This is a genomic window from Saccharopolyspora shandongensis (assembly GCF_900106995.1).
Taxonomy (GTDB): Bacteria; Actinomycetota; Actinomycetes; order Mycobacteriales; family Pseudonocardiaceae; genus Saccharopolyspora; species Saccharopolyspora shandongensis.
The window spans coordinates 175,390-193,888 of sequence record NZ_FNOK01000011.1; the positions used below are offsets into that span (position 1 = coordinate 175,390).

An 18,499-nucleotide genomic window follows, 5' to 3' on the forward strand; every position below is an offset into this window, starting at 1 on the left:
TGTCGCCGTTCAGCCGACCGGCACGGTGCCGAGCCCGCTGAGCTTCCAGGTCTCGCCTTCGCGGGTGAGCTCGGCCTGGTAGCGGTCCTGCTTGTTGGTCGGCGGCTGGCCATCGATGGTGACCGTCACCTGCACGACGGCGATCATCCGGGCCTTGCCCGCGTTCTCGTCGAGCTCGACGATCCCCGCGTCGAGCACGCGGGCCGCGGTGCTGCTCTTGGCCTGGGTGATCTGGGTGGCGTAGTTCTGCCGACCCTGCCGGATCTCGTCGCGCAGCGGGCCCGTCGAGTTGTCCTCCCAGCGCTTCAGGCCGCCGTCCACATCCCGGAAGTCGAGGCTGTTGAAGCTGATGATCGCGCTCGTCCCGTCGCGCAGCGCCGCGTCCCGCACCTCCGCGCGGGCGACCGAGTCGCCGCTGCCGGCCAGCGCCCAGGTGACGCCGAAGAACAAGCTGGCCACCACGCCGATCGAGAGCAGTGTCAGGCCCGTGATCAGGGCCAGGACCGGGCGCTTCCGCTCAGCGGTTCCGGTGGTCATGTCCGCCTCCTCCCTACTGTCCCGGTGCATTCTGCGCGCCGCGGACCGACGTGTCACTGCCCCGGGGCTCCGCGCAGTGCGCGTTGGGGTTCAGCGGCATCTCGCGGAAGTCGTCGCCGGCGCGGCGCTCGGTCGACTCGTAGCCCTTGGTGCAGGGCAGCGGGTCGAACACGTTGAGCACCAGGCCGAAGTGCGCGGTGCCGTCGCCGGGCACCACCGTGTTGCTGGCGGTGACGATCGCCGGGTACAGCGTCATGATCTGCTCGATGCCGTCGACGCGCTTGGCCAGGATCCGCGAGGTGGTCGTCAGGTTCGCCAGCAGCGGGCTCAGCTGCTGGTTCTCCTGTAGGCCCGCGCTGACCTGGCGGGCCGCCGGCGGGGCGCGCTCGATCACCGCGCGCAGGTCGCCGTCGGAGTTCTTCACCGACTCCGACAGCAGCCGCAGGTCCTCGCCGAACGACCTGATCGCCGAGCCCTGCTCGTTCTGGGTGGCGAGGACCGTCTTGCCGTCCTCGAGCAACTGCACCGTCTGCGGCAAGTGCTCCTGCCCGGCGGCGGTGAACTCGCGGCTGGTGTCCAGGATGGTCTGCAAGTGGCCGCCGTTGTCGCGGAACGCCGTGCCGAGCTCGCTGACCACGGTGCGCAGCGACTCCTCCGGCACCGAGTTCGCGAACGCGTCCAGGTTCGTCATCAGGCTTTCCGCCGGCAGCGGCGTGGTCGCGGATTCCTGCGCGATCACCGAACCGTTCTCCAGGAACGGGCCGTCGTCGCGCTTGGGCCGCAGGTCGACGTACTGCTCGCCGACCGCGGACCGGTTGGTCACCACCGCCTGCACGTCGCGCGGGATCCGCGGCGCGCTGGATTCGATGTCCAGCGGCACCTCCACGCCGGTGCCGGTCAGCTTCAGGTCGCCGACCCGGCCGACCGGCACCCCGCGGTAGGTGACCTCGGCGTTGTTGAAGACGCCGCCGGTGTCGGCGAGTTGCAGCGTCACCACGTAGCCGCGCGGGCCGAACAGCCGGTCCAGGCCCGCGTAGCGGGCTCCGGCGTAGCTGACGCCGGCCAGGGCGATCGCGACGAACGCGATGATCTGCAGGCGCACTCGACGGGTGAGCATCAGCGGCCACCTCCCAACAACGAGCCCAGCAGGCCGCCGGATTCGCGCTCCGGCTCGGCCGGCGGTTGCGCGGGCAGCTCCGGCGGTGCCTGCGGCGTCAGCGGCAGCGGGATGGACTTCAGGGCGTCCGGCAGCGGGATCAGCGGCTGCCGGCTGCGACCGAGGTTCTCCAGCACGTGGGTGAGGTTCAGGTCCACGTTGGCGTAGAGGTTGGTGAAGTCGCTGTTGCCGATGCCGTCGACCGCGTTGTCCGGGAACGGGAACGAGACGAGCACCTCCAGCGACTTCGGCAGGCTCTCGCCCGCCGCGGCCAGCTGGTTCAGGGCCGGGGCGAGCTGGTTGAGGTTGTGCACCAGGTCGTCGCGGGACTTGTTGACCACGTCCGTGCCGACGCCGGAGAGCTCGTCGAGCGACTGCAGCATGGTGACCAGCTGGGTGCGCTGCTCGTTGAGCACCCGCAGCCCGGGTTCCAGGTCGCGCAGCGCGGTGTCGATGCTCCCGCGCTGCTCGTTGAGCCGGGCGCTGAGGCGGTTGATGCTGTCCAGCGCCCGCGTGATGTCGTCGCGCTGCGCGTCCAGCCCGGCGACCAGTTCGTCCAAATTGGACAGCAGGCCGCGGACGTCGGACTCGCGGCCCTCCAGCGCGGCGTTGAGCTCCTTGGTGATGTTCTGCAGCTGCGCCACGCCACCGCCGTTGAGCAGCATGGACAGCGCGCCGAGCACCTCTTCCACCTCGGGGTTGCGGCCGGTGCGGTCGAGGCCGATCAGGGCGCCGTCGGCGAGGCGGCCGACGCCGGACTGCCCCTCCGGTGGGCCGGCGAGCTCGACGTACTTCTCGCCGAGCAGGCTGGACTGCCGCAGCCGGGCGGTCGCGTTGGCCGGGAGCTTGACGTCGCCGTTGACCTGCACGGTCACCTCGGCCTGCCAGGAGTCGGGGGCCAGGCCGATGGTCGACACCCGGCCGACCGACACGTCGTTGACCCGCACCCCGGCGTTGGGCACCAGGTCCAGCACATCGGCGAAGCGCACCTTGACCTCGTAGGGGGAGCTGCCGAGGTCGGCTCCGCCGGGCAGCGGCATGTCGTAGACGCCCTGCGAACCGCACCCGCCGAGCACGACGAGCGCCGCGGTCGCCACGGCACCGACCTGCAGTCCGCGAGGAAGCGGCGGTCTCGCGCGGAACCACTCCAGAGACTGCTTTTTGCCTTTGTCTTTGAAGCGGCGCAGCCGCTTAGCCCACCTACGCAACTCGCACCGCCGCGGGTTCTCAGGGGTCTTCTCGCGAGGACAGCCCCGACGTGGTGAATTGGCATTCATGATGTCGGGGATCCCACAGCGAGAAGGCCCCTGAGGTTCCGCTGCCCGCACCGCCACGGAAGGTGAGTCTGGAAACAGTCGCTTCACCGGTCACCTCCTGGGGACAGGGGAAGCGGCAATGATGGGAGCTTGCCGTTCTGGATGGCGTTGAGGGTTTCCGCCGGAGTGGGCAGCTTCACCACGCCGTCGAGGATCGGCTGCAGCGACTTGCACGCGTCGCTGACGTCCTTCGGCAGGTCCGACGGGCTATGCTGCTGCAGCATCTTGCACACCGCCACCACCGGCGGCTGGTTCAGCTCGTTGAAGTTCGCGCGGGTGTCCAGCGTTCCCGCCGCGCCGTTGTAGGCGTTGTTGAGGTTGCTCAGCGCCAGCGGCGCGTTGTTCAGCGACTCGCTGAGCGCTGCTTTCTGCTCCACCAGCACGTTCGCCACCGCGTTCAGCTGGTCCACGTTGGACTTCACCAGGCCCCGGTTGTCCCGCACGAAGGACTCGACCTTGCCCAGCGCCACGGCCAGCTCCGCCAGCGCCGCGCTCATGTCCTCGCGCTCGCCGGCCAGCAACGAGCTGACCTGCTGCATCTGCGTGTTGAACCGGCGCACCTGGTCGTCGTTCTCGGCCAGCATCGTGGTGAAGCGCTGCACGTTGTCGACGGTGGCGAACAGCTGATCGCTGTTGCCGGACAACGTGGTGCCGACCTCGCCGAGGTTGCGGATGGTCTCCGACAGCGCCTTCCCGTTGCCATCGAGGTTCGCCGCGCTGGTGTTGAGCAGGTCGGTCAGCGCGCCGTCGGCGTTGGCGCCGTCGGGCCCCAGCGCGGTCGTGATGTCGTTGAGACTGCGGTAGATCTGGTCCAGCTCCACCGGGGTCGCGGTGCGCTCCTTCGGGATCACCGCGCCGTCGGCCAGCTCCGGCCCGCCCCGGTAGACGGGGGCGAGCTGCACGTAGCGGTCGCTGACCACGCTCGGCGCGACCGCCACCGCGCCCGCGTCGGCGGGCACCTTCACGTCGCGGTCCACGCTCATCACGACGCGCACCAGCTGGCCCTGCGGCACGACCTCGTCGACGGTGCCCACCGGAACCCCGAGGATCCGCACGTCACCGCCCGGGTAGATGCCCACGGCGGCGTGGAAGTACGCGGTGACCTTCCGCTCGGCGGCGCCGAAGAACAGCCACCACACCCCGACGGTCGCGGCGAGCGCGACCACCACGGCGATCGACAGCGTCCTGGTCAGCGACGGGCGTGCGCTGGTCATGGCTGGCAGCCCTTCTGGTTGATCGGACCGATGGCGGGCGGCAGCAGGCCGCAGATGTAGGTGTCGAACCAGCGGCCGTTGCCCAGCACGTTGGAGAAGTACCTGGTGAACGGGGCGAACATCGCGAGGCTGCGGTTCAGGTTGTCCTGGTTGCGCTGCAGCATCTTGGTGACCCGGTCCAGCTGCTGCAGCGCCGGGCCGATCTGCGCGTTGTTGTCGTCGACCAGCCCGCTGAGCTGCTGGGACAACGTGCGGGTGCCGTCCAGCAGGCCGCTGATCGAATCCCGCCGCGCCCGGATCTCCTGCAGCAGCAGGTTGCCGTCGGCCAGCAGCTTCTCGAAGTCGGCGTTGCGGTCGGCGATCGTCTTCGACACCTGCGACGTGTTGTTCAGCAGGTGCTCCAGCTGCTCGTCGCGCGAGGAGATGGTCCGCGACAGCTGCGACAACCCGTCCAGCGCGCCGCTGACCTCGTCGGGCGTGCCCTTGAACGTGTCCGACATCGTGCGGAAGCTCTCCGCGAGCTGCCCGGTGTCGATCTTGTCCACAGTGGACGATAGGTCGCTGAACGCCTCGATGACGTCGTAGGGCGACACGGTGCGCTGCAGCGGGATCGGCTCGGACGGCGACAGCTCCTCGCCGCCCTGCGGATCCAGCGCCAGGTACTTCTGGCCGAGCAGCGTCTTGATCCGGATCGCGGCGGTGGTGTGGTCGCCCAGCCACGCGTCGCCGACCCGGAAGCTGACCAGCACGTGGTCGTCCTCGATCTCGACGTCCGAGACGGTGCCGACCTTCACCCCGGCGATGCGCACCTCGCTGTCCGGCCGCAGCCCGGCGGCCTCGGTGAACTGCGCCGTGTAGGTGGTGCCGCCGATGAACGGCAGGCGCTCGAAGTTCAGCGCGAGCAGGAACATCAGCACCAGCGCGAGGAGGCCGGCGATGCCGATCTTGAGCGGATCGCGCTGGGAGAATGCGGTCATCGCTGGCACCTCGGCTGCGTCACCGGCATCAGCGGCAGCGGCAGGTTCAGGTCGCCGATGCCCACCGTGCCACTCATCTTGCACGAGTAGAAGTTGAACCAGGAGCCGTGGCTGGCGGTCCGGCCGATCGTTTCGAGCTTGCCGGGCATGTTCTGCAGCACCCGCTCGGTCAGCTGCTCGTGGTCGTTGAGGTTCTTCGACAGCTCGCCGAGGCCCGCGATGTCCTGCTGCAACCCCGGGCGCGCCTCGGTCAGCAGGCCCGCGGTGCTGTTCGTCAGGCCGTCCATCGCGGTGATCGCGGAGCCGATCGAATCCCGGTCGGCGGACAGCCCGGACACCACCTGCTGCAGCTGGCCGATGAGCTCGGACAGCTGCTGGTCGCGGGCGTTGACGGTGTCCAGCACGCCGTTGAGGTTGTCGATGACCTGCCCGATCACCTGGTCGCGGGAGGCGATCGTGGAGGTCAGCGAGGCGGTGTGGGCCAGCAGGCTCTCCACCGTGCCGCCCTCGCCCTGCAGCACCTGGATGATCTCGTAGGACAGCTTGTTCACGTCCTCCGGCGAGAGCGCCTGGAACAGCGGCTTGAACCCGCCCAGCAGCACGGTCAGGTCCAGCGCCGGCTTGGTGCGCTCCAGCGGGATCTCGGCGCCCGGGGCCAGGAATCCACCGGATTCGCCCGCGCCCTGCTCCAGCGCGATGTACCGCTGGCCCACCAGGTTCCGGTACTTGATGGTGGCGGTCACCGAGCCCGGCAGCCGCCGGTCCGACACGTTGAACCGCACCTCGGCGAGCCGCCGGTCGACCACCTCGATGCTCTCCACCTGGCCGACCTTGACCCCGGAGATGCGCACCTCGTCGCCCTCGTTGAGGTTGGTGACGTCGGTGAACCGCGCCGTGTAGGACTCCGACGCGCGCAGGTCCCGGTTGGCGATGGTCAGCACCAGCAACCCGGTGGCCAGCACGGTGATCAGCACGAAGATCAGGAACTTCACCAGTGGCGCGACGATGCTGCGGCCGTTCACCGGTAGCTCACCTCCGCTCCGCGAAGCACGGGCCCGACCAGCAGCGAGCCCCAGTCCGGCACCTCACTCGCCGGGCGGCCCACCGCGGGTGCCAGCAGCACCGCCACCATGTCCCGCTCGGCCGGGGAGTTCACCCAGGTCGCGGACTGCGGCGAGGTGCTGGCGGGCAGGTAGCCCTGGCCCATCGACGGCGGGTTCAGGCCGCCGTCGGCCGGCCGCGACGCGGGCGGCGGAACCGAGCCGTCCTTGAACGGTCCGTCCGGCGGGTACTCCGGCACCGGATCCGGCAGCTGCATGAAGTTGTAGCAGCGCGGACCGCGCTTGTCGGCGAACTCCGGCTCGTCCTGGTCCGGCCGGTACTTGCCGCGGGTCGCGACGACCTCCAGGGTGATGTGCAGGCCCGGCTCGGCGCTCCCCTCGCCCAGCACCTGCCGCATCCGCGGCACGAACTCCGCCATCTCCTGCAGGAAGCACGGGTACTCGGGCGCGTACTTGGCCAGCACGTCCAGCGTCGGCCGCTGCGCCTCGCCGAGCTGGATGATGTTCTGCCGGTTGTCCCGCAGGAAGCCGGTCAGGTCACCGGAGCTGGTGGTCAGCTGCGAGGTGAGCGCGGTCAGGTTCTCCCGCTGCGCCACCAGGGTCCGGGCGGTGGTGCTGAAGTTGTCCAGCGCCTCCAGCACGTCCGGCGCGGCCTGCTCGTAGGTCCGCGCGACGCCGACCAGCTCCTGCAAGTTCTTCTTGAGGTCCGGCACCGACGGGTTGAGCCCGTCCAGGTAGGTGTTCAGCTGCGACAGCGTCTCGCCCAGCGGCTTGCCGCGCCCCGCCAACGCCTGGTCCAGCGCGTTCAGCGTCACGGCCAGGTCGTCCGGGTGGACCGCCTGCAGCACCGGCATCGCGTCGGCCAGCACCTGCTCCAGCTCGATGCCCGCGCGGGTGCGGTCCTGCTCGATCACGTCGCCGGAGGCCAGCGCCTTGGCCGACGCCTGCTGCGGCAGTTCCAGCGACACGTACCGCTCGCCGAAGAGCGTCCGCGGCAGCAGCCGCGCCGACACGTTCGACGGCAGCTGCTCGGCCCGCTCCGGGTCCAGCGCCAGCCGCAGCTCCGCACCGTCCCCTGTGGACGTCACGCTCACCACCCGGCCGACGACCATGCCGCGCACCTTCACGTCCGACTCGGGCAGCAGCTGGTTCCCGGTCGACGGCGCCTTCAGCACGACGTCCACGCTGGACGCGAAGGCCTTCTGGTAGATCGCCACGGTCAGCCCGATGAACAGCACCATGCTCATCAGCAACGCCAAGCCGAAGGCACGCCGCCGGAGCGTCGTCAACGCGCTTCGCGTACTCATCCCGTGATCCGAACCGTCGTCGTGGTGCCCCAGATCGCGAGGCTGAGGAAGAAGTCGAGGAGCGCGGTGGTCACGATCGCGGTCCGCACCGCGCGACCCACCGCGATGCCGACACCGGCCGGGCCGCCGCTGGCGCGGTAGCCGTAGTAGCAGTGGGTCATGATCACCACCACGCTGAAGACGAGCACCTTCCCGAAGGACCACAGCACGTCCTCGGGCGGCAGGAACAGGTTGAAGTAGTGGTCGTAGGTGCCCGCGGACTGGCCGTAGATGTAGATCGTGACCGCGCGGGCGGCGATGTACGAGGTCAGCAGGCCCAGCACGTACAGCGGGATCACCGCGATGAACCCGGCGATCACGCGGGTCGTCACCAGGTACGGAAGGCTCGGCACGCCCATGACTTCCAGCGCGTCGATCTCGTCGGAGATGCGCATCGCGCCCAGCTGCGCGGTGAAGCCGGAGCCGACCGTCGCCGACAGCGCGAGCCCGGCGACCAGCGGCGCGATCTCGCGGGTGTTGAAGTACGCGGAGACGAAGCCGGCGAACGCCGAGGTGCCGATCTGGTCCAGCGCCGCGAAGCCCTGCAGGCCGACCACGGTGCCGGTGAACAGCGTCAGGCCGATCATCACGCCGACCGTGCCGCCGATCACCGCCAATGCGCCGCTACCGAAGCTCACCTCGGCCAGCAGCCGCACCGTCTCCTTCGCGTAGCGGACGACGGCACGCGGAATCCACGCCAGCGAGCGCAGGTAGAACGACATCTGGTCGCCCAGGTCGTCCAGCATCACCAGCGGCCGCCGGGCCGCGCGCTTCGCGCGCTGCGAGATGGTCACCATGTCCCCGTCACATTCCCTTTGGCGGGACGAGCTGCAAGTAGAGCGTCGTCAGGACGAAGTTCACGGCGAACAGCAGCAGGAAGGTGATCACCACCGACTGGTTCACCGCGTCCCCGACGCCCTTCGGCCCCGGCGGCGGGTGCAGGCCGCGGTAGGCGGCCACCACGCCGGCCAGGAACCCGAAGATCACCGCCTTCAGCCCCCCGATCCACAGGTCGGACAGCTGCGCCAGCGCGTTGAAGCTCGCCATGTACGCGCCGGGCGTGCCGCCCTGCATGATCACGTTGAACGTGTAGCCGCCGAGCACGCCGACCACGCTGACCATGCCGTTGAGCAGCAGCGCCACCAGCATCGCGGCCAGCACCCGCGGCACCACCAGCCGCTGGATCGGCGAGATCCCCAGGACCTCCATCGCGTCGATCTCGTCGCGGATCTTCCGGGAACCGAGGTCCGCGCAGATCGCCGAACCGCCGGCCCCGGCGATCAGCAGCGCGGTCACGATCGGGCTGGCCTGCTGGATGATCGCCAGCACGCTCGCGGCGCCGGTGAACGACTGGGCGCCGATCTGCCTGGTCAGCGAGCCGAGCTGGAGCGCGATCACCGCGCCGAAGGGGATCGACACCAGCGCGGTCGGCAGGATCGTCACGCTGGCGATGAACCAGCACTGCTGGATGAACTCGCGGATCTGGAACGGCCGGCTGGGCATCGCCCGCACCACGTCGAGCGCCAGCGCGAACATGCGGCCGGTCTCGCGAAGCCCGCCCGCACCAGGGAACCGCACCTGGGACGGCGAACTCACGACTCACCCCGCTTGCGGCCGAACCAGCGGCGTCGCGACGACTCGGCCGGCTCCTCGGCGTCCCACGACGTCGCCTCGGGCTGCCGGGGGTGGGGCGTCGGGCGCACCTGCTGCGGCGGCACGTCGGCGACCGCCGCCGGCGGCAGCCGGTCCGCGGCCGGCACCTGCACCGGCTCGGCCTGCTGCGGCCACGCACCGGTCGCGGGGGCGGAAAAGCCGTAGAGCGCCAGCTCGTCCGGGGTCAGCGTCTTGATGATCTCCTGCTGCGCCGACGGGTTCAGCGTCCGCAGCTGGCGCAGCACCCGGTCCTTGCGGCGGCGCACCGCGGTCCGCTCCGGCATTCCCGGCGAGACCTCCAGCTGCGCCATCATCGGCGGCACGGCGAGCTCGCTCAGCCGCGCCAGCTCGGACGGCCCGATGTCCTTCTCCTCGCTCATGCCGATCGGCCCGTCGGCACGCCCGTTGAGGAACTGCACCACCACCGGCTCGGCCGAGGTCAGCAGCACCTCGCGCGGCCCGAACATCACCAGGTTCCGGCGGTAGAGCATGCCGATGTTGTCCGGCACCGTCCGGGCGGTGTTGATGTCGTGCGTGACGATCAGGATCGTGGCGTCGATCTGCGCGTTCAGGTCGACGATCAGCTGATTCAGCAGCACGGTGCGGACCGGGTCCAGCCCGGAGTCGGGCTCGTCGACCAAGATGATCTCGGGGTCCAGCACCAGCGCGCGGGCCAGCCCGGCGCGCTTGCGCATACCGCCGGAGATCTCGCCGGGCAGCTTCTCCTCGGCACCGAGGAGACCCACCATCTCCATCTTCTCGAGCACCAGGTCGCGGATCTCGGTCTCGCCCTTGCGGGTGTGCTCGCGGAGCGGGAACGCGATGTTGTCGTAGAGGTTCATCGACCCGAACAGCGCGCCGTCCTGGAACAGCACGCCGAACATCTTCCGGATCTCGTAGAGCTCGCGCTCCGAGCAGGTGCAGATGTCGGTGCCGTTGATGACGACCTTGCCCTGCTCCGGCTTCAGCAGGCCGACCAAGGACTTCAGGAACACCGACTTGCCGGTTCCGGAAGGCCCGAGCAGCACGCTGATCTCGCCGGGAGGAAGCGTCAGCGTGACGTCCCGCCAGATGGTCTGCGCGCCGAAGGACTTCGACAGTCCGTCGACAACCACCTCGACGCCCATCCGCACCTCCGCGTTCCTCGAATTAACCCCATCGGGTATCACTCCGGTGAGGCAGCCTGGCACATGTGACGCGCTTAACGAAGGTCATCGGCGTCACACCTATGCAACGAGCCTGACGCGAACGGGTTACTCGCCAGTTCACTTCGATTCGAGAACCACAGGATTTGTCCGGTAAAAGCGATTCTTCTTTCCTGGACAGCAAAAAGGGCGAGCACCCGCAACCGCGAGTGCTCGCCCTTTACCGTCAGTCAGATGCTCACTTGACGGAGACCGAAGCGCCGGCCTCTTCCAGCTTGGCCTTGACCTCTTCGGCCTTCTCCTTCTCGACCTTCTCCAGGATCGGCTTCGGAGCGCCCTCGACCAGCTCCTTGGCCTCCTTCAGGCCCAGGCCGGAGACGATCTCACGGACGACCTTGATGACCTGGATCTTCTTCTCGCCAGCGCCCTCGAGGATGACGTCGAACTCGTCCTGCTCCTCGGCGGCCGGGGCAGCAGCGCCGGCCGGGCCCGCCACGATGGCGGCCGGGGCGGCGGCGGTGACGTCGAAGGTCTCCTCGAACTGCTTCACGAACTCCGACAGCTCCAGGAGGGTCATCTCCTTGAAGACGTCCAACAGCTCATCGTTGCTCAGCTTCGCCACGGCGGCGTTCCTTTCAGTTCAGTGCCCGGGAACGGGAGTGCCCGGGTGGGGAGTTCTTGCAACCGACAACTGCGCCCGAAGGGACTCAGGCGTCGGCTTCGCCGCTCTTCTTCTCCTGCAGAGCGGCAGCCAACCGAGCCACCTGGGACGCCGGCGCGGCGAACAGCGCGGCGGCCTGGCCCATCTTGGCCTTCATGGCACCGGCCAGCTTGGCCAGCGTGACCTCGCGGGAGTCGAGGTCGGCAATGCCCTCGACCTCGGACACGGACAGCGCGCGGCCGTCCATGTAACCGCCCTTGATCACCAGGGCCTTGTTGTCCTTGGCGAATTCACGCAGAGCCTTGGCCGCGTCGACCGGCTCGCCCTCGACGAAGGCGATGGCGGTCGGGCCGACGAACAGGTCGTCGAGGCCCTCGACGCCGGACTGCTCGGCGGCACGCTTGACCAGCGTGTTCTTCGCGACACGGTACGAGGTGCCCGCACCGAGGGCACGACGCAGCTCGGACAGCTGCGCCATGGACAGCCCGCGGTACTCGGTCACGACCGCAGCGCTCGAGTTGCTGAACTTGTCCGCGATCTCGGTAACCGCATCAACCTTGTCGGGCTTCGCCATGTCGCCTCCTCTCTATCTCCGACTGTGATCCGCATCCAGCCGGTCCTGAGACGACAAAACGCCCCGGCGCAGCAAGCACGGGGCGTCAAGATCATGGGCGCGCAGTGGCGCGCACGGATAGCCTCGTCCCTCCTGCGCGGGCCGCCCGCATCTCACGGGACCTTCGTTCTCCCCACCCCTGGCGGGGTGCGAAGAAGACCTACGGTCTTGGGTGGAACCTCGACCAGCGTACGCGACCCGCCCCGGGGCCCACCAACCACCCCCGCCTCGATTTCCGGCGGTCACCGGTCGTGACCTGGATGCGACGGCCGGGCATCATGTTGGGCGTGGCTGATCAGCACGAGTCGCCCCGCCCGGAGCCCGGCCCGAACCTGCCGGAGAAATCGCGCACCGCGGAGGTCGTCGACGCCGAGGTGGTGGACAGCGAGGTCGTCGAGACCGACGCACCGGCCCGCCCGCAGCAGTCGGCGGACGACGCGGAGTTCCGCCAGTACCAGCAATTCCTGGAGTTCCAGAAGTTCCGCGAATGGCAGCAGTCCCAGGGCGGTGACGTAGCGGTCCCGCCGCCCGCGGTGCCCCCGGCGGCGAAGCCGCAAGACCCGAAGAAGGCCTGGTGGAAGCGAGCCCTGGGCCTGCTGCGCTACAAGCTGGTCCGCCGCCTGATCTACTGGGTACTAGCACTGCTGCTGGCACTGTGGCTAATCAGCTACCTGATCAACCAGGTCACCTCCTTTTTCGGCGGCTCCAGTGGCAACGGCGATGGAACCAGCAACGGGGGCGTGCCGGTCGACTCGGTGCCGGTTAAGTCAGAGAACCCGCAACAGGCAGTGCGCGGCGTCTACAACTGGCTGCGCGGACCGAACCCTGAGCGGACCTGCGATCTGTTCAGCGACGATGGCAAATCCGGCTTCTTCCAAGCCCACGGGGCATCGGACTGCGCCACTGCAGCGCGCCAGCTGCACAGCCAGATCACCGACCCGAACGCGTACGCGAACCCTAAGTTCGACCACAACGCGGTGACCGAAATCGGGTCGGAGGCTCAGGTCCTCGGCTGCCGGGTTCGGGTCAACGGCGGCCCCCGGCTCGGCACCTTCAAGCTCACCAAGCAGCCGGACGGCGGCTGGACGATCAGTGCCTACGCCCTCCAAGCCGACGACTGCGACCGCTGACCGCCCGTGAGCGTTTTGGGGTGCTATGGCGCCCCAAAGCACTCACGGAACCTGACCAGCTAAAACGAAGCTTGGATAGCGAAAGGGCGGGCCGCCCCTGGTGGGGTGGCCCGCCCTCTCAGCGGAACTCCGGGATCAGGCCGAGGCCGCGACCCGGGTCGCGTTCGGGTCGACCGGGATGCCCGGGCCCATCGTGGTGGTGAAGGTGACCTTCTTCAGGTACCGGCCCTTCGACGCCGACGGCTTCGCGCGCAGGATCTCGTCCAGCGCCGCCGCGTAGTTCTCCACCAGCTTCTCGGTGTCGAAGGACACCTTGCCGATGATGAAGTGCAGGTTGGCCTGCTTGTCGACGCGGAAGTTGATCTTACCGCCCTTGATCTCCGTGATCGCCTTGGTGACGTTCGGAGTGACGGTGCCGGTCTTCGGGTTCGGCATCAGGCCGCGCGGGCCGAGCACCCGAGCGATCTTGCCGACCTTGGCCATCTGGTCCGGGGTGGCGATCGCCGCGTCGAAATCGAGCCAGCCGCCCTGAATGCGCTCGATCAGGTCCTCGGAACCAACCGCGTCCGCACCGGCGGCCTCGGCCTCGGCGGCCTTGTCCCCGACGGCGAACACGATGACGCGGGCAGTCTTACCAGTGCCGTGCGGCAGGTTCACGGTGCCGCGGACCATCTGGTCTGCCTTGCGGGGGTCGACGCCCAGCCGCAGCGCCACCTCAACGGTGGCGTCGTACTTGACCTTGGCGGTCTTCTTGGCCAGCTCGGCGGCCTCCGTCGGCGCGTACAGCCGCGCGCGATCGATCAGCTCGGCCGCCTGCTGATATGCCTTGCTGCGCTTTGCCATTTCTGTCCCTATCGCAGGTGGATCAGTTGTGGTTGGTCGGGCTGCGCTAGAGCCCTCCCACACTGCCAGCCGTCCGGCTGGGTCAGCCCTCGACCGTCAGGCCCATCGACCGGGCGGTGCCGGCGATGATCTTGGCGGCCTGGTCGATGTCGTTGGCGTTGAGGTCGGCCATCTTGGTCTGCGCGATCTCGCGGACCTGGTCCATGGAGACCTTGCCGACCTTGGTCTTGTGCGGCTCGCCGCTGCCCTTGGCCACGCCCGCCGCCTTGAGCAGCAGCTTGGCCGCCGGCGGGGTCTTCAGCGCGAAGCTGAAGGAGCGGTCTTCGAACACGGAGATCTCGACCGGCACGACGTTGCCACGCTGGCTCTCCGTGGCGGCGTTGTAGGCCTTGCAGAACTCCATGATGTTGACGCCGTGCTGACCCAGCGCCGGGCCGACCGGCGGGGCCGGGTTGGCCTGGCCGGCCTGGATCTGCAGCTTGATGATCGCTGCGAGCTTCTTCTTCTTGGGCGGCATGTTTGCTTCCTGTGTCTTCGCTATCCGGTTGCCCGGCCCCGCCTAGTGGCGGAGCCGAATCGGCGAGACCACGAAACGGTGGCTTCGCCCGGTTCTGCGCACGGGTCCTGCCAGATCCGCGCGCAGCCGCCGCTCTCCCGCACCCGCGGGAGGGCGGTCAGATCTTGGAAACCTGGCTGAACGAAAGTTCAACCGGCGTTTCGCGGCCGAAGATCGACACCAGCACCTTGAGCTTCTGGGCGTCCGGGTTGACCTCGTTGATCGTCGCGGGCAGGGTCGCGAACGGCCCGTCCATGACGGTGACGGACTCGCCGACCTCGAAGTCGACCTCGACCGCGGGCTTGGCGGCGCCGGCCGCGGCGGCCTTCTTGCCCGGCTCGGCCTTCTTCTCCTCGACCTGCGGCGCCAGGAACTTCAGCACGTCGTCGATGGTCAGCGGCGACGGCTTGGAGGTGGCGCCGACGAAGCCGGTGACGCCCGGCGTGTTGCGCACCGCGCTCCAGGACGCGTCGTTGAGCTCCATCCGGACCAGGATGTAGCCGGGCAGCACCTTGCGCTGCACCAGCTTGCGCTGGCCGTTCTTGATCTCGGTGACCTCTTCGGTCGGCACCTCGACCTGGAAGATGAAGTCCTCGACGTCGAGCGTCTGGGCCCGCGTTTCGAGGTTGGTCTTGACCTTGTTCTCGTAGCCCGCGTAGGAGTGCACGACGTACCAGTCGCCGGGGGCGCGCCGCAGCGCCGCGCGCAGCTCCTCGACCGGGTCCGCTTCGGCGGGCGCTTCCTCGCCGGCTTCGCCTTCTTCGCCGGCCTCGTCTTCCTCACCGGACTCGTCGGCGTCCTCAGCCGACTCCTCGGCCTCGTCGGCCGAGTCGGTGTCCTCGCCGGAGTCGGCGCTGTCCGCGGATTCGACTGCGTCGACCGAGTCGGCGGTCGCCTCGGCCTCCGCGGCCTCGGGCTGCACCTGCTCGTCGGTGAGGCCGGTGGATTCCTGGCCCTCGTGGGAGGTCACAGTCGGTCTCGCTTCCTCTCGTGCGTTGCGTGCCGGGTCGTCGTTCCGCCGCCGGCACCACCTAGGGCGGGCCCGCAGCCGTTCAGCCGGAGCCGAACAGCCAGCCCACGCCCTTGGCGAAGAGCACGTCCACGCCGGCCACGAACGCCACCATGATGCTGACGAAGACCAGCACCACGAGGGTGTAGGTCGCCAGCGCCTTGCGTGTCGGCCAGATGACCTTGCGCAGTTCGGCGACGACCTCGCGCAGGAAGCGTCCGATCTTCCGGAACAGCGAAACCCGACCCTGCCGGCCATCCCGCGACGGGGTCGGCCGACCCTTCGACTCAGTTGTGCGCGCCGAGTCCGCTCCGGCCGAACCCGGCTCACCGGACCGGCCCTTGCGACCGGCCGGACGGGCGGAGGCACGGCGCTCGCGCCGCGCCGCGGCGCTGGACGGACGGGCTGCGTCTTCGCGCGCTCCGTCCTGCTCCTGCTCGCGGTCCTCGCTCACGCCCATCCTCCGCTCACCGTCGCATCGACGCAGGGGTGACAGGACTTGAACCTGCAACCTGCGGTTTTGGAGACCGCTGCTCTGCCAATTGAGCTACACCCCTTTGCGGCCCTGGAGCTCGACCGCATTCAGGACGCCCGCCACCGGCCTTGGAACCGGGGTTCCACGGTGTTCAGGCATCCAGGTTCGAAAGTGTACGGCACGCCGACGACCTTGCTCCAACGGCACCCCCTGAGCCGGGTCATGAACAACTCCGCCGCAGGTGGGGAGCGTGTTCGACGACACGCCGCATCTGTCAGGATGCAAGCATGGCCGCACCTCAGACAGACCAAGAGACCAGGGCGCGGGTGTCCGCGCGGATCGGCGGGATCAGCGAGTCCGCCACGCTGGCCGTGGACGCCAAGGCGAAGGCGCTCAAGGCGGCCGGCCGACCGGTGATCGGGTTCGGCGCCGGCGAGCCGGACTTCCCGACGCCGCAGCCGATCGTGGATGCCGCCATCGCCGCCTGCTCCGACCCGAAGAACCACCGCTACAGCCCGGCGGCCGGCCTGCCGGAGCTGCGCGAGGCCATCGCCGCGAAGACCCTGCGGGACTCCGCCTACACCGTGCAGGCCAATCAGGTGCTGGTAACCAACGGCGGCAAGCAGGCCGTCTACCAGGCGTTCCAGACGCTGATCGACCCGGGTGACGAGGTGCTGCTGCCCGCCCCGTACTGGACCACCTACCCGGAGGCGATCACCCTGCCGGGTGGAGTTCCGGTCGTGGTGCCCGCCGACGAGTCGACCGGCTACCTGGTTTCCATCGAGCAGCTGGAGGCCGCGCGGACGCCGCGCACCAAGGTGCTGCTGTTCAACTCGCCGTCCAACCCGACCGGCGCGATCTACCCGCCGGAGCAGGTCGAGGCGATCGGCCGCTGGGCGGTCGAGCACGGCATCTGGGTGATCACCGACGAGATCTACGAACACCTGGTCTACGGCGACGCCCGGCACGTGTCGATGCCCGCCGTGGTCCCGGAGCTCGCCGACACCTGCGTGGTGCTCAACGGGGTCGCCAAGACCTACGCCATGACCGGCTGGCGGGTGGGCTGGATGATCGGCCCGCAGGACGTCATCAAGGCGGCCAGCAACCTCCAGTCGCACCTGTCGTCCAACGTCGCCAACGTCTCGCAGCGGGCCGCCCTGGAGGCCGTCAGCGGCTCCCTGGACGCCGTCGCGGAGATGCGCTCGGCGTTCGACCGCCGCCGCCGCAAGATCGTCGAGCTGCTCTCGGCGATCCCCGGCGTCAGCTGCCCGGAGCCGCAGGGCGCGTTCTACGCGTACCCGTCGGTCAAGGGCCTGCTGGGCAAGGAGATCCGCGGCGTCCGCCCGGAGACCAGCGTGGAGCTGGCGAGCCTGGTGCTGGAGCAGGCGGAGGTCGCGGTGGTCCCGGGCGAGGCCTTCGGCACCCCGGGCTACTTCCGCCTGTCCTACGCCCTCGGCGACGAGGACCTCGTCACCGGCGTGACCCGGATGGCGGAACTCCTCGGCGAGGCCAAGTAGTCCCACAACACGCGAAAGGCTCCCCCGGCCGAGCAGCCGGGGGAGCCTTTCACGTTCTCGCTACTCCGGGAGTCGGACAGTGGCGCTGGCGCCGCCGAGGACGCCCTGGTCCGCGCTGCGGGCCGTGATGTTGATCTTCACCGTGCCGTCGTCGTTCTTCTTCGCGACCTTGCCGGTCAGCTCGACCATCGCCCCGGTTCCGTCATCGGGGACCACCACCGGCCGGGTGAACCGCACGCCGTAGTGCAAGATCGCGCCCGGGTCGCCCGTCCACTCGCTGACCAGGCGGCCGGCGACGGCCATCGTGAGCATCCCGTGGGCGATCACGTCGGGCAGGCCGACCTCGGTCGCGAACCGCCCGTTCCAGTGAATCGGGTTGAAGTCGCCGGACGCGCCTGCGTAGCGGACCAGGTCGGCGCGGGTGAGCGGCACGCTCAGCGCCGGCAGCTGGTCGCCGACGGCGACCTCGGACATCCGAACGCTCATGCCAGTTCCGCCTCTCCGCGTTTCACAGTTGTGGTTGCGTCCGGCTCAATCCCGCTTTTCGCAGTTTCTTGTGGCTGGTTCGCGTCACGTTCCCCTGAGGTGCGGTTGAGGAGGACTCGGGTTGGCACAGGGCTACTCATGCGCCCTCCCCCTCGTCGGCCGTGCCGCGGGCCACCAGCATCGACTTCGCGGTGCACACCGGCTCGCCGTCGACGGTGCCGATCTCGGCGCGCACCGTCAGGAAGTCGTTGCCCGCGCGGGCCTTGATGTCGTCCACGTGCACCACGGTGACGAGGCGGTCGCCCGCTCGGATCGGCCGGTGGTGGGTGAACTCCTGCTGGCCGTGCACCACGCGGCTGTAGTCCAGGCCGAGCTGCGGGTCCTCGACGATCGCGTCGTGGGCGGCCATGGAGAGGATCACCGCGAACGTCGGCGGCGCGATCACGTCCGGGTAGCCGGCGGCCTTGGCGGCGTCGGCGTCGCGGTACAGCGGCGAGTCGTCCTTGATGGCCGCGGCGAACTCGCGGATCTTCTCCCGGCCCACCTCGTAGGCGGCCGTGGGCGGGTACTCACGCCCGATGAATGACTGGTCAAGCGGCACGCCCGCAGGCTACCCGACGAGGTCGGCCCCACCTGCGCCCCGAACGACCGCCGCCCGACCTCGCCCCAGAACGACGAAAGCCCGCCCCAGATTCAGGACGGGCTTTCGGATAAGGCTGGTTGGCACACAGGCCGGGAACTGCACTCCTCGCGAGGAGCCGCCGCAAGGCGGCCACCGCACCGTAGGGAGCTTGGGGGGCTCGG

General features: G+C 69.2%; 20 protein-coding genes and 1 tRNA gene. 2 read left to right on the forward strand and 19 right to left on the reverse strand.

Going from position 1 to position 18,499, the window contains the following annotated elements; all coding sequences use genetic code 11:
- Positions 1-9: 9 nt before the first annotated feature.
- From BLW84_RS14510 to rplJ, 12 genes are all read right to left on the reverse strand, one after another.
- Positions 10-537, reverse strand: a complete 528-nt coding sequence (locus BLW84_RS14510; protein WP_143060949.1) for a nuclear transport factor 2 family protein — start codon at positions 535-537, stop codon at positions 10-12.
- Positions 538-550: 13 nt separating this feature from the next.
- A complete protein-coding gene (locus tag BLW84_RS14515; RefSeq protein ID WP_093265691.1) occupies positions 551-1,654 on the reverse strand; it encodes an MlaD family protein in 1,104 nt (367 codons plus the stop codon).
- On the reverse strand, positions 1,654-2,790 hold the full coding sequence (locus BLW84_RS14520; RefSeq protein ID WP_093265693.1) for an MCE family protein: 1,137 nt from the start codon (positions 2,788-2,790) through the stop codon (positions 1,654-1,656). The genes BLW84_RS14515 and BLW84_RS14520 overlap by 1 nt, the downstream gene beginning before the upstream one ends.
- Positions 2,791-3,053: 263 nt before the next feature.
- Entirely contained in the window at positions 3,054-4,223 is a 1,170-nt protein-coding gene (locus BLW84_RS14525; protein ID WP_093265694.1) for an MCE family protein, read from the reverse strand.
- Entirely contained in the window at positions 4,220-5,200 is a 981-nt protein-coding gene (locus BLW84_RS14530) for an MCE family protein (RefSeq protein ID WP_093265696.1), read from the reverse strand. Before BLW84_RS14530 ends, BLW84_RS14525 begins: the two co-directional genes overlap by 4 nt.
- Positions 5,197-6,222 carry an MCE family protein gene (locus BLW84_RS14535; RefSeq protein ID WP_093265697.1) on the reverse strand — a complete coding sequence of 342 codons (1,026 nt, stop codon included), beginning with the start codon at positions 6,220-6,222 and terminating at the stop codon, positions 5,197-5,199. The genes BLW84_RS14530 and BLW84_RS14535 overlap by 4 nt, the downstream gene beginning before the upstream one ends.
- Entirely contained in the window at positions 6,219-7,568 is a 1,350-nt protein-coding gene (locus BLW84_RS14540; protein WP_093265698.1) for an MCE family protein, read from the reverse strand. Before BLW84_RS14540 ends, BLW84_RS14535 begins: the two co-directional genes overlap by 4 nt.
- Entirely contained in the window at positions 7,565-8,404 is an 840-nt protein-coding gene (locus tag BLW84_RS14545) for an MlaE family ABC transporter permease (protein WP_093265700.1), read from the reverse strand. Before BLW84_RS14545 ends, BLW84_RS14540 begins: the two co-directional genes overlap by 4 nt.
- 7 nt (positions 8,405-8,411) lie before the next feature.
- Positions 8,412-9,143 (reverse strand): MlaE family ABC transporter permease, encoded by a 732-nt coding sequence (locus tag BLW84_RS14550; protein ID WP_425441716.1) that lies wholly within the window; start codon positions 9,141-9,143, stop codon positions 8,412-8,414.
- Positions 9,144-9,199: 56 nt separating this feature from the next.
- The gene (locus tag BLW84_RS14555) at positions 9,200-10,387 is read right to left on the reverse strand and encodes an ABC transporter ATP-binding protein (protein ID WP_093265702.1); all 1,188 of its coding nucleotides are present in this window, start codon (positions 10,385-10,387) and stop codon (positions 9,200-9,202) included.
- Between the two features lie 256 nt (positions 10,388-10,643).
- Positions 10,644-11,027 carry a 50S ribosomal protein L7/L12 gene (gene rplL / locus BLW84_RS14560; RefSeq protein WP_093265703.1) on the reverse strand — a complete coding sequence of 128 codons (384 nt, stop codon included), beginning with the start codon at positions 11,025-11,027 and terminating at the stop codon, positions 10,644-10,646.
- Between the two features lie 85 nt (positions 11,028-11,112).
- Positions 11,113-11,640: a 50S ribosomal protein L10 gene (gene rplJ, locus BLW84_RS14565; RefSeq protein WP_093265704.1), complete on the reverse strand. Its 528-nt coding sequence runs from the start codon at positions 11,638-11,640 to the stop codon at positions 11,113-11,115.
- A gap of 317 nt (positions 11,641-11,957) precedes the next feature.
- Here rplJ and BLW84_RS14570 point away from each other — a divergent pair, with 317 nt between their 5' ends.
- On the forward strand, positions 11,958-12,809 hold the full coding sequence (locus BLW84_RS14570) for a hypothetical protein (protein WP_093265777.1): 852 nt from the start codon (positions 11,958-11,960) through the stop codon (positions 12,807-12,809).
- Positions 12,810-12,944: 135 nt separating this feature from the next.
- Here BLW84_RS14570 and rplA read toward each other — a convergent pair whose 3' ends face one another.
- From rplA to BLW84_RS14595, 5 genes are all read right to left on the reverse strand, one after another.
- Entirely contained in the window at positions 12,945-13,652 is a 708-nt protein-coding gene (gene rplA / locus BLW84_RS14575; protein ID WP_093265706.1) for a 50S ribosomal protein L1, read from the reverse strand.
- Between the two features lie 82 nt (positions 13,653-13,734).
- A complete protein-coding gene (gene rplK / locus BLW84_RS14580; RefSeq protein WP_093265707.1) occupies positions 13,735-14,169 on the reverse strand; it encodes a 50S ribosomal protein L11 in 435 nt (144 codons plus the stop codon).
- Positions 14,170-14,326: 157 nt separating this feature from the next.
- On the reverse strand, positions 14,327-15,178 hold the full coding sequence (nusG, locus tag BLW84_RS14585) for a transcription termination/antitermination protein NusG (RefSeq protein WP_093265708.1): 852 nt from the start codon (positions 15,176-15,178) through the stop codon (positions 14,327-14,329).
- 82 nt (positions 15,179-15,260) lie between these two features.
- Complete coding sequence (gene secE / locus BLW84_RS14590; protein ID WP_093265778.1) at positions 15,261-15,671, reverse strand: preprotein translocase subunit SecE; 411 nt, start codon at positions 15,669-15,671, stop codon at positions 15,261-15,263.
- Between the two features lie 30 nt (positions 15,672-15,701).
- Positions 15,702-15,774: transfer RNA gene (locus tag BLW84_RS14595), tRNA-Trp, on the reverse strand.
- A gap of 205 nt (positions 15,775-15,979) precedes the next feature.
- On the opposite strand from BLW84_RS14595, the gene BLW84_RS14600 reads away from it, so the two are divergent.
- On the forward strand, positions 15,980-17,209 hold the full coding sequence (locus tag BLW84_RS14600; RefSeq protein WP_093265709.1) for a pyridoxal phosphate-dependent aminotransferase: 1,230 nt from the start codon (positions 15,980-15,982) through the stop codon (positions 17,207-17,209).
- Between the two features lie 60 nt (positions 17,210-17,269).
- Here the strand turns inward: BLW84_RS14600 and BLW84_RS14605 are convergent, their stop codons facing one another.
- Entirely contained in the window at positions 17,270-17,695 is a 426-nt protein-coding gene (locus BLW84_RS14605) for a MaoC family dehydratase (protein ID WP_093265711.1), read from the reverse strand.
- A 136-nt stretch (positions 17,696-17,831) separates the two neighbouring features.
- Positions 17,832-18,296 carry a MaoC family dehydratase N-terminal domain-containing protein gene (locus tag BLW84_RS14610; RefSeq protein WP_093265712.1) on the reverse strand — a complete coding sequence of 155 codons (465 nt, stop codon included), beginning with the start codon at positions 18,294-18,296 and terminating at the stop codon, positions 17,832-17,834.
- Positions 18,297-18,499 lie beyond the last annotated feature (203 nt).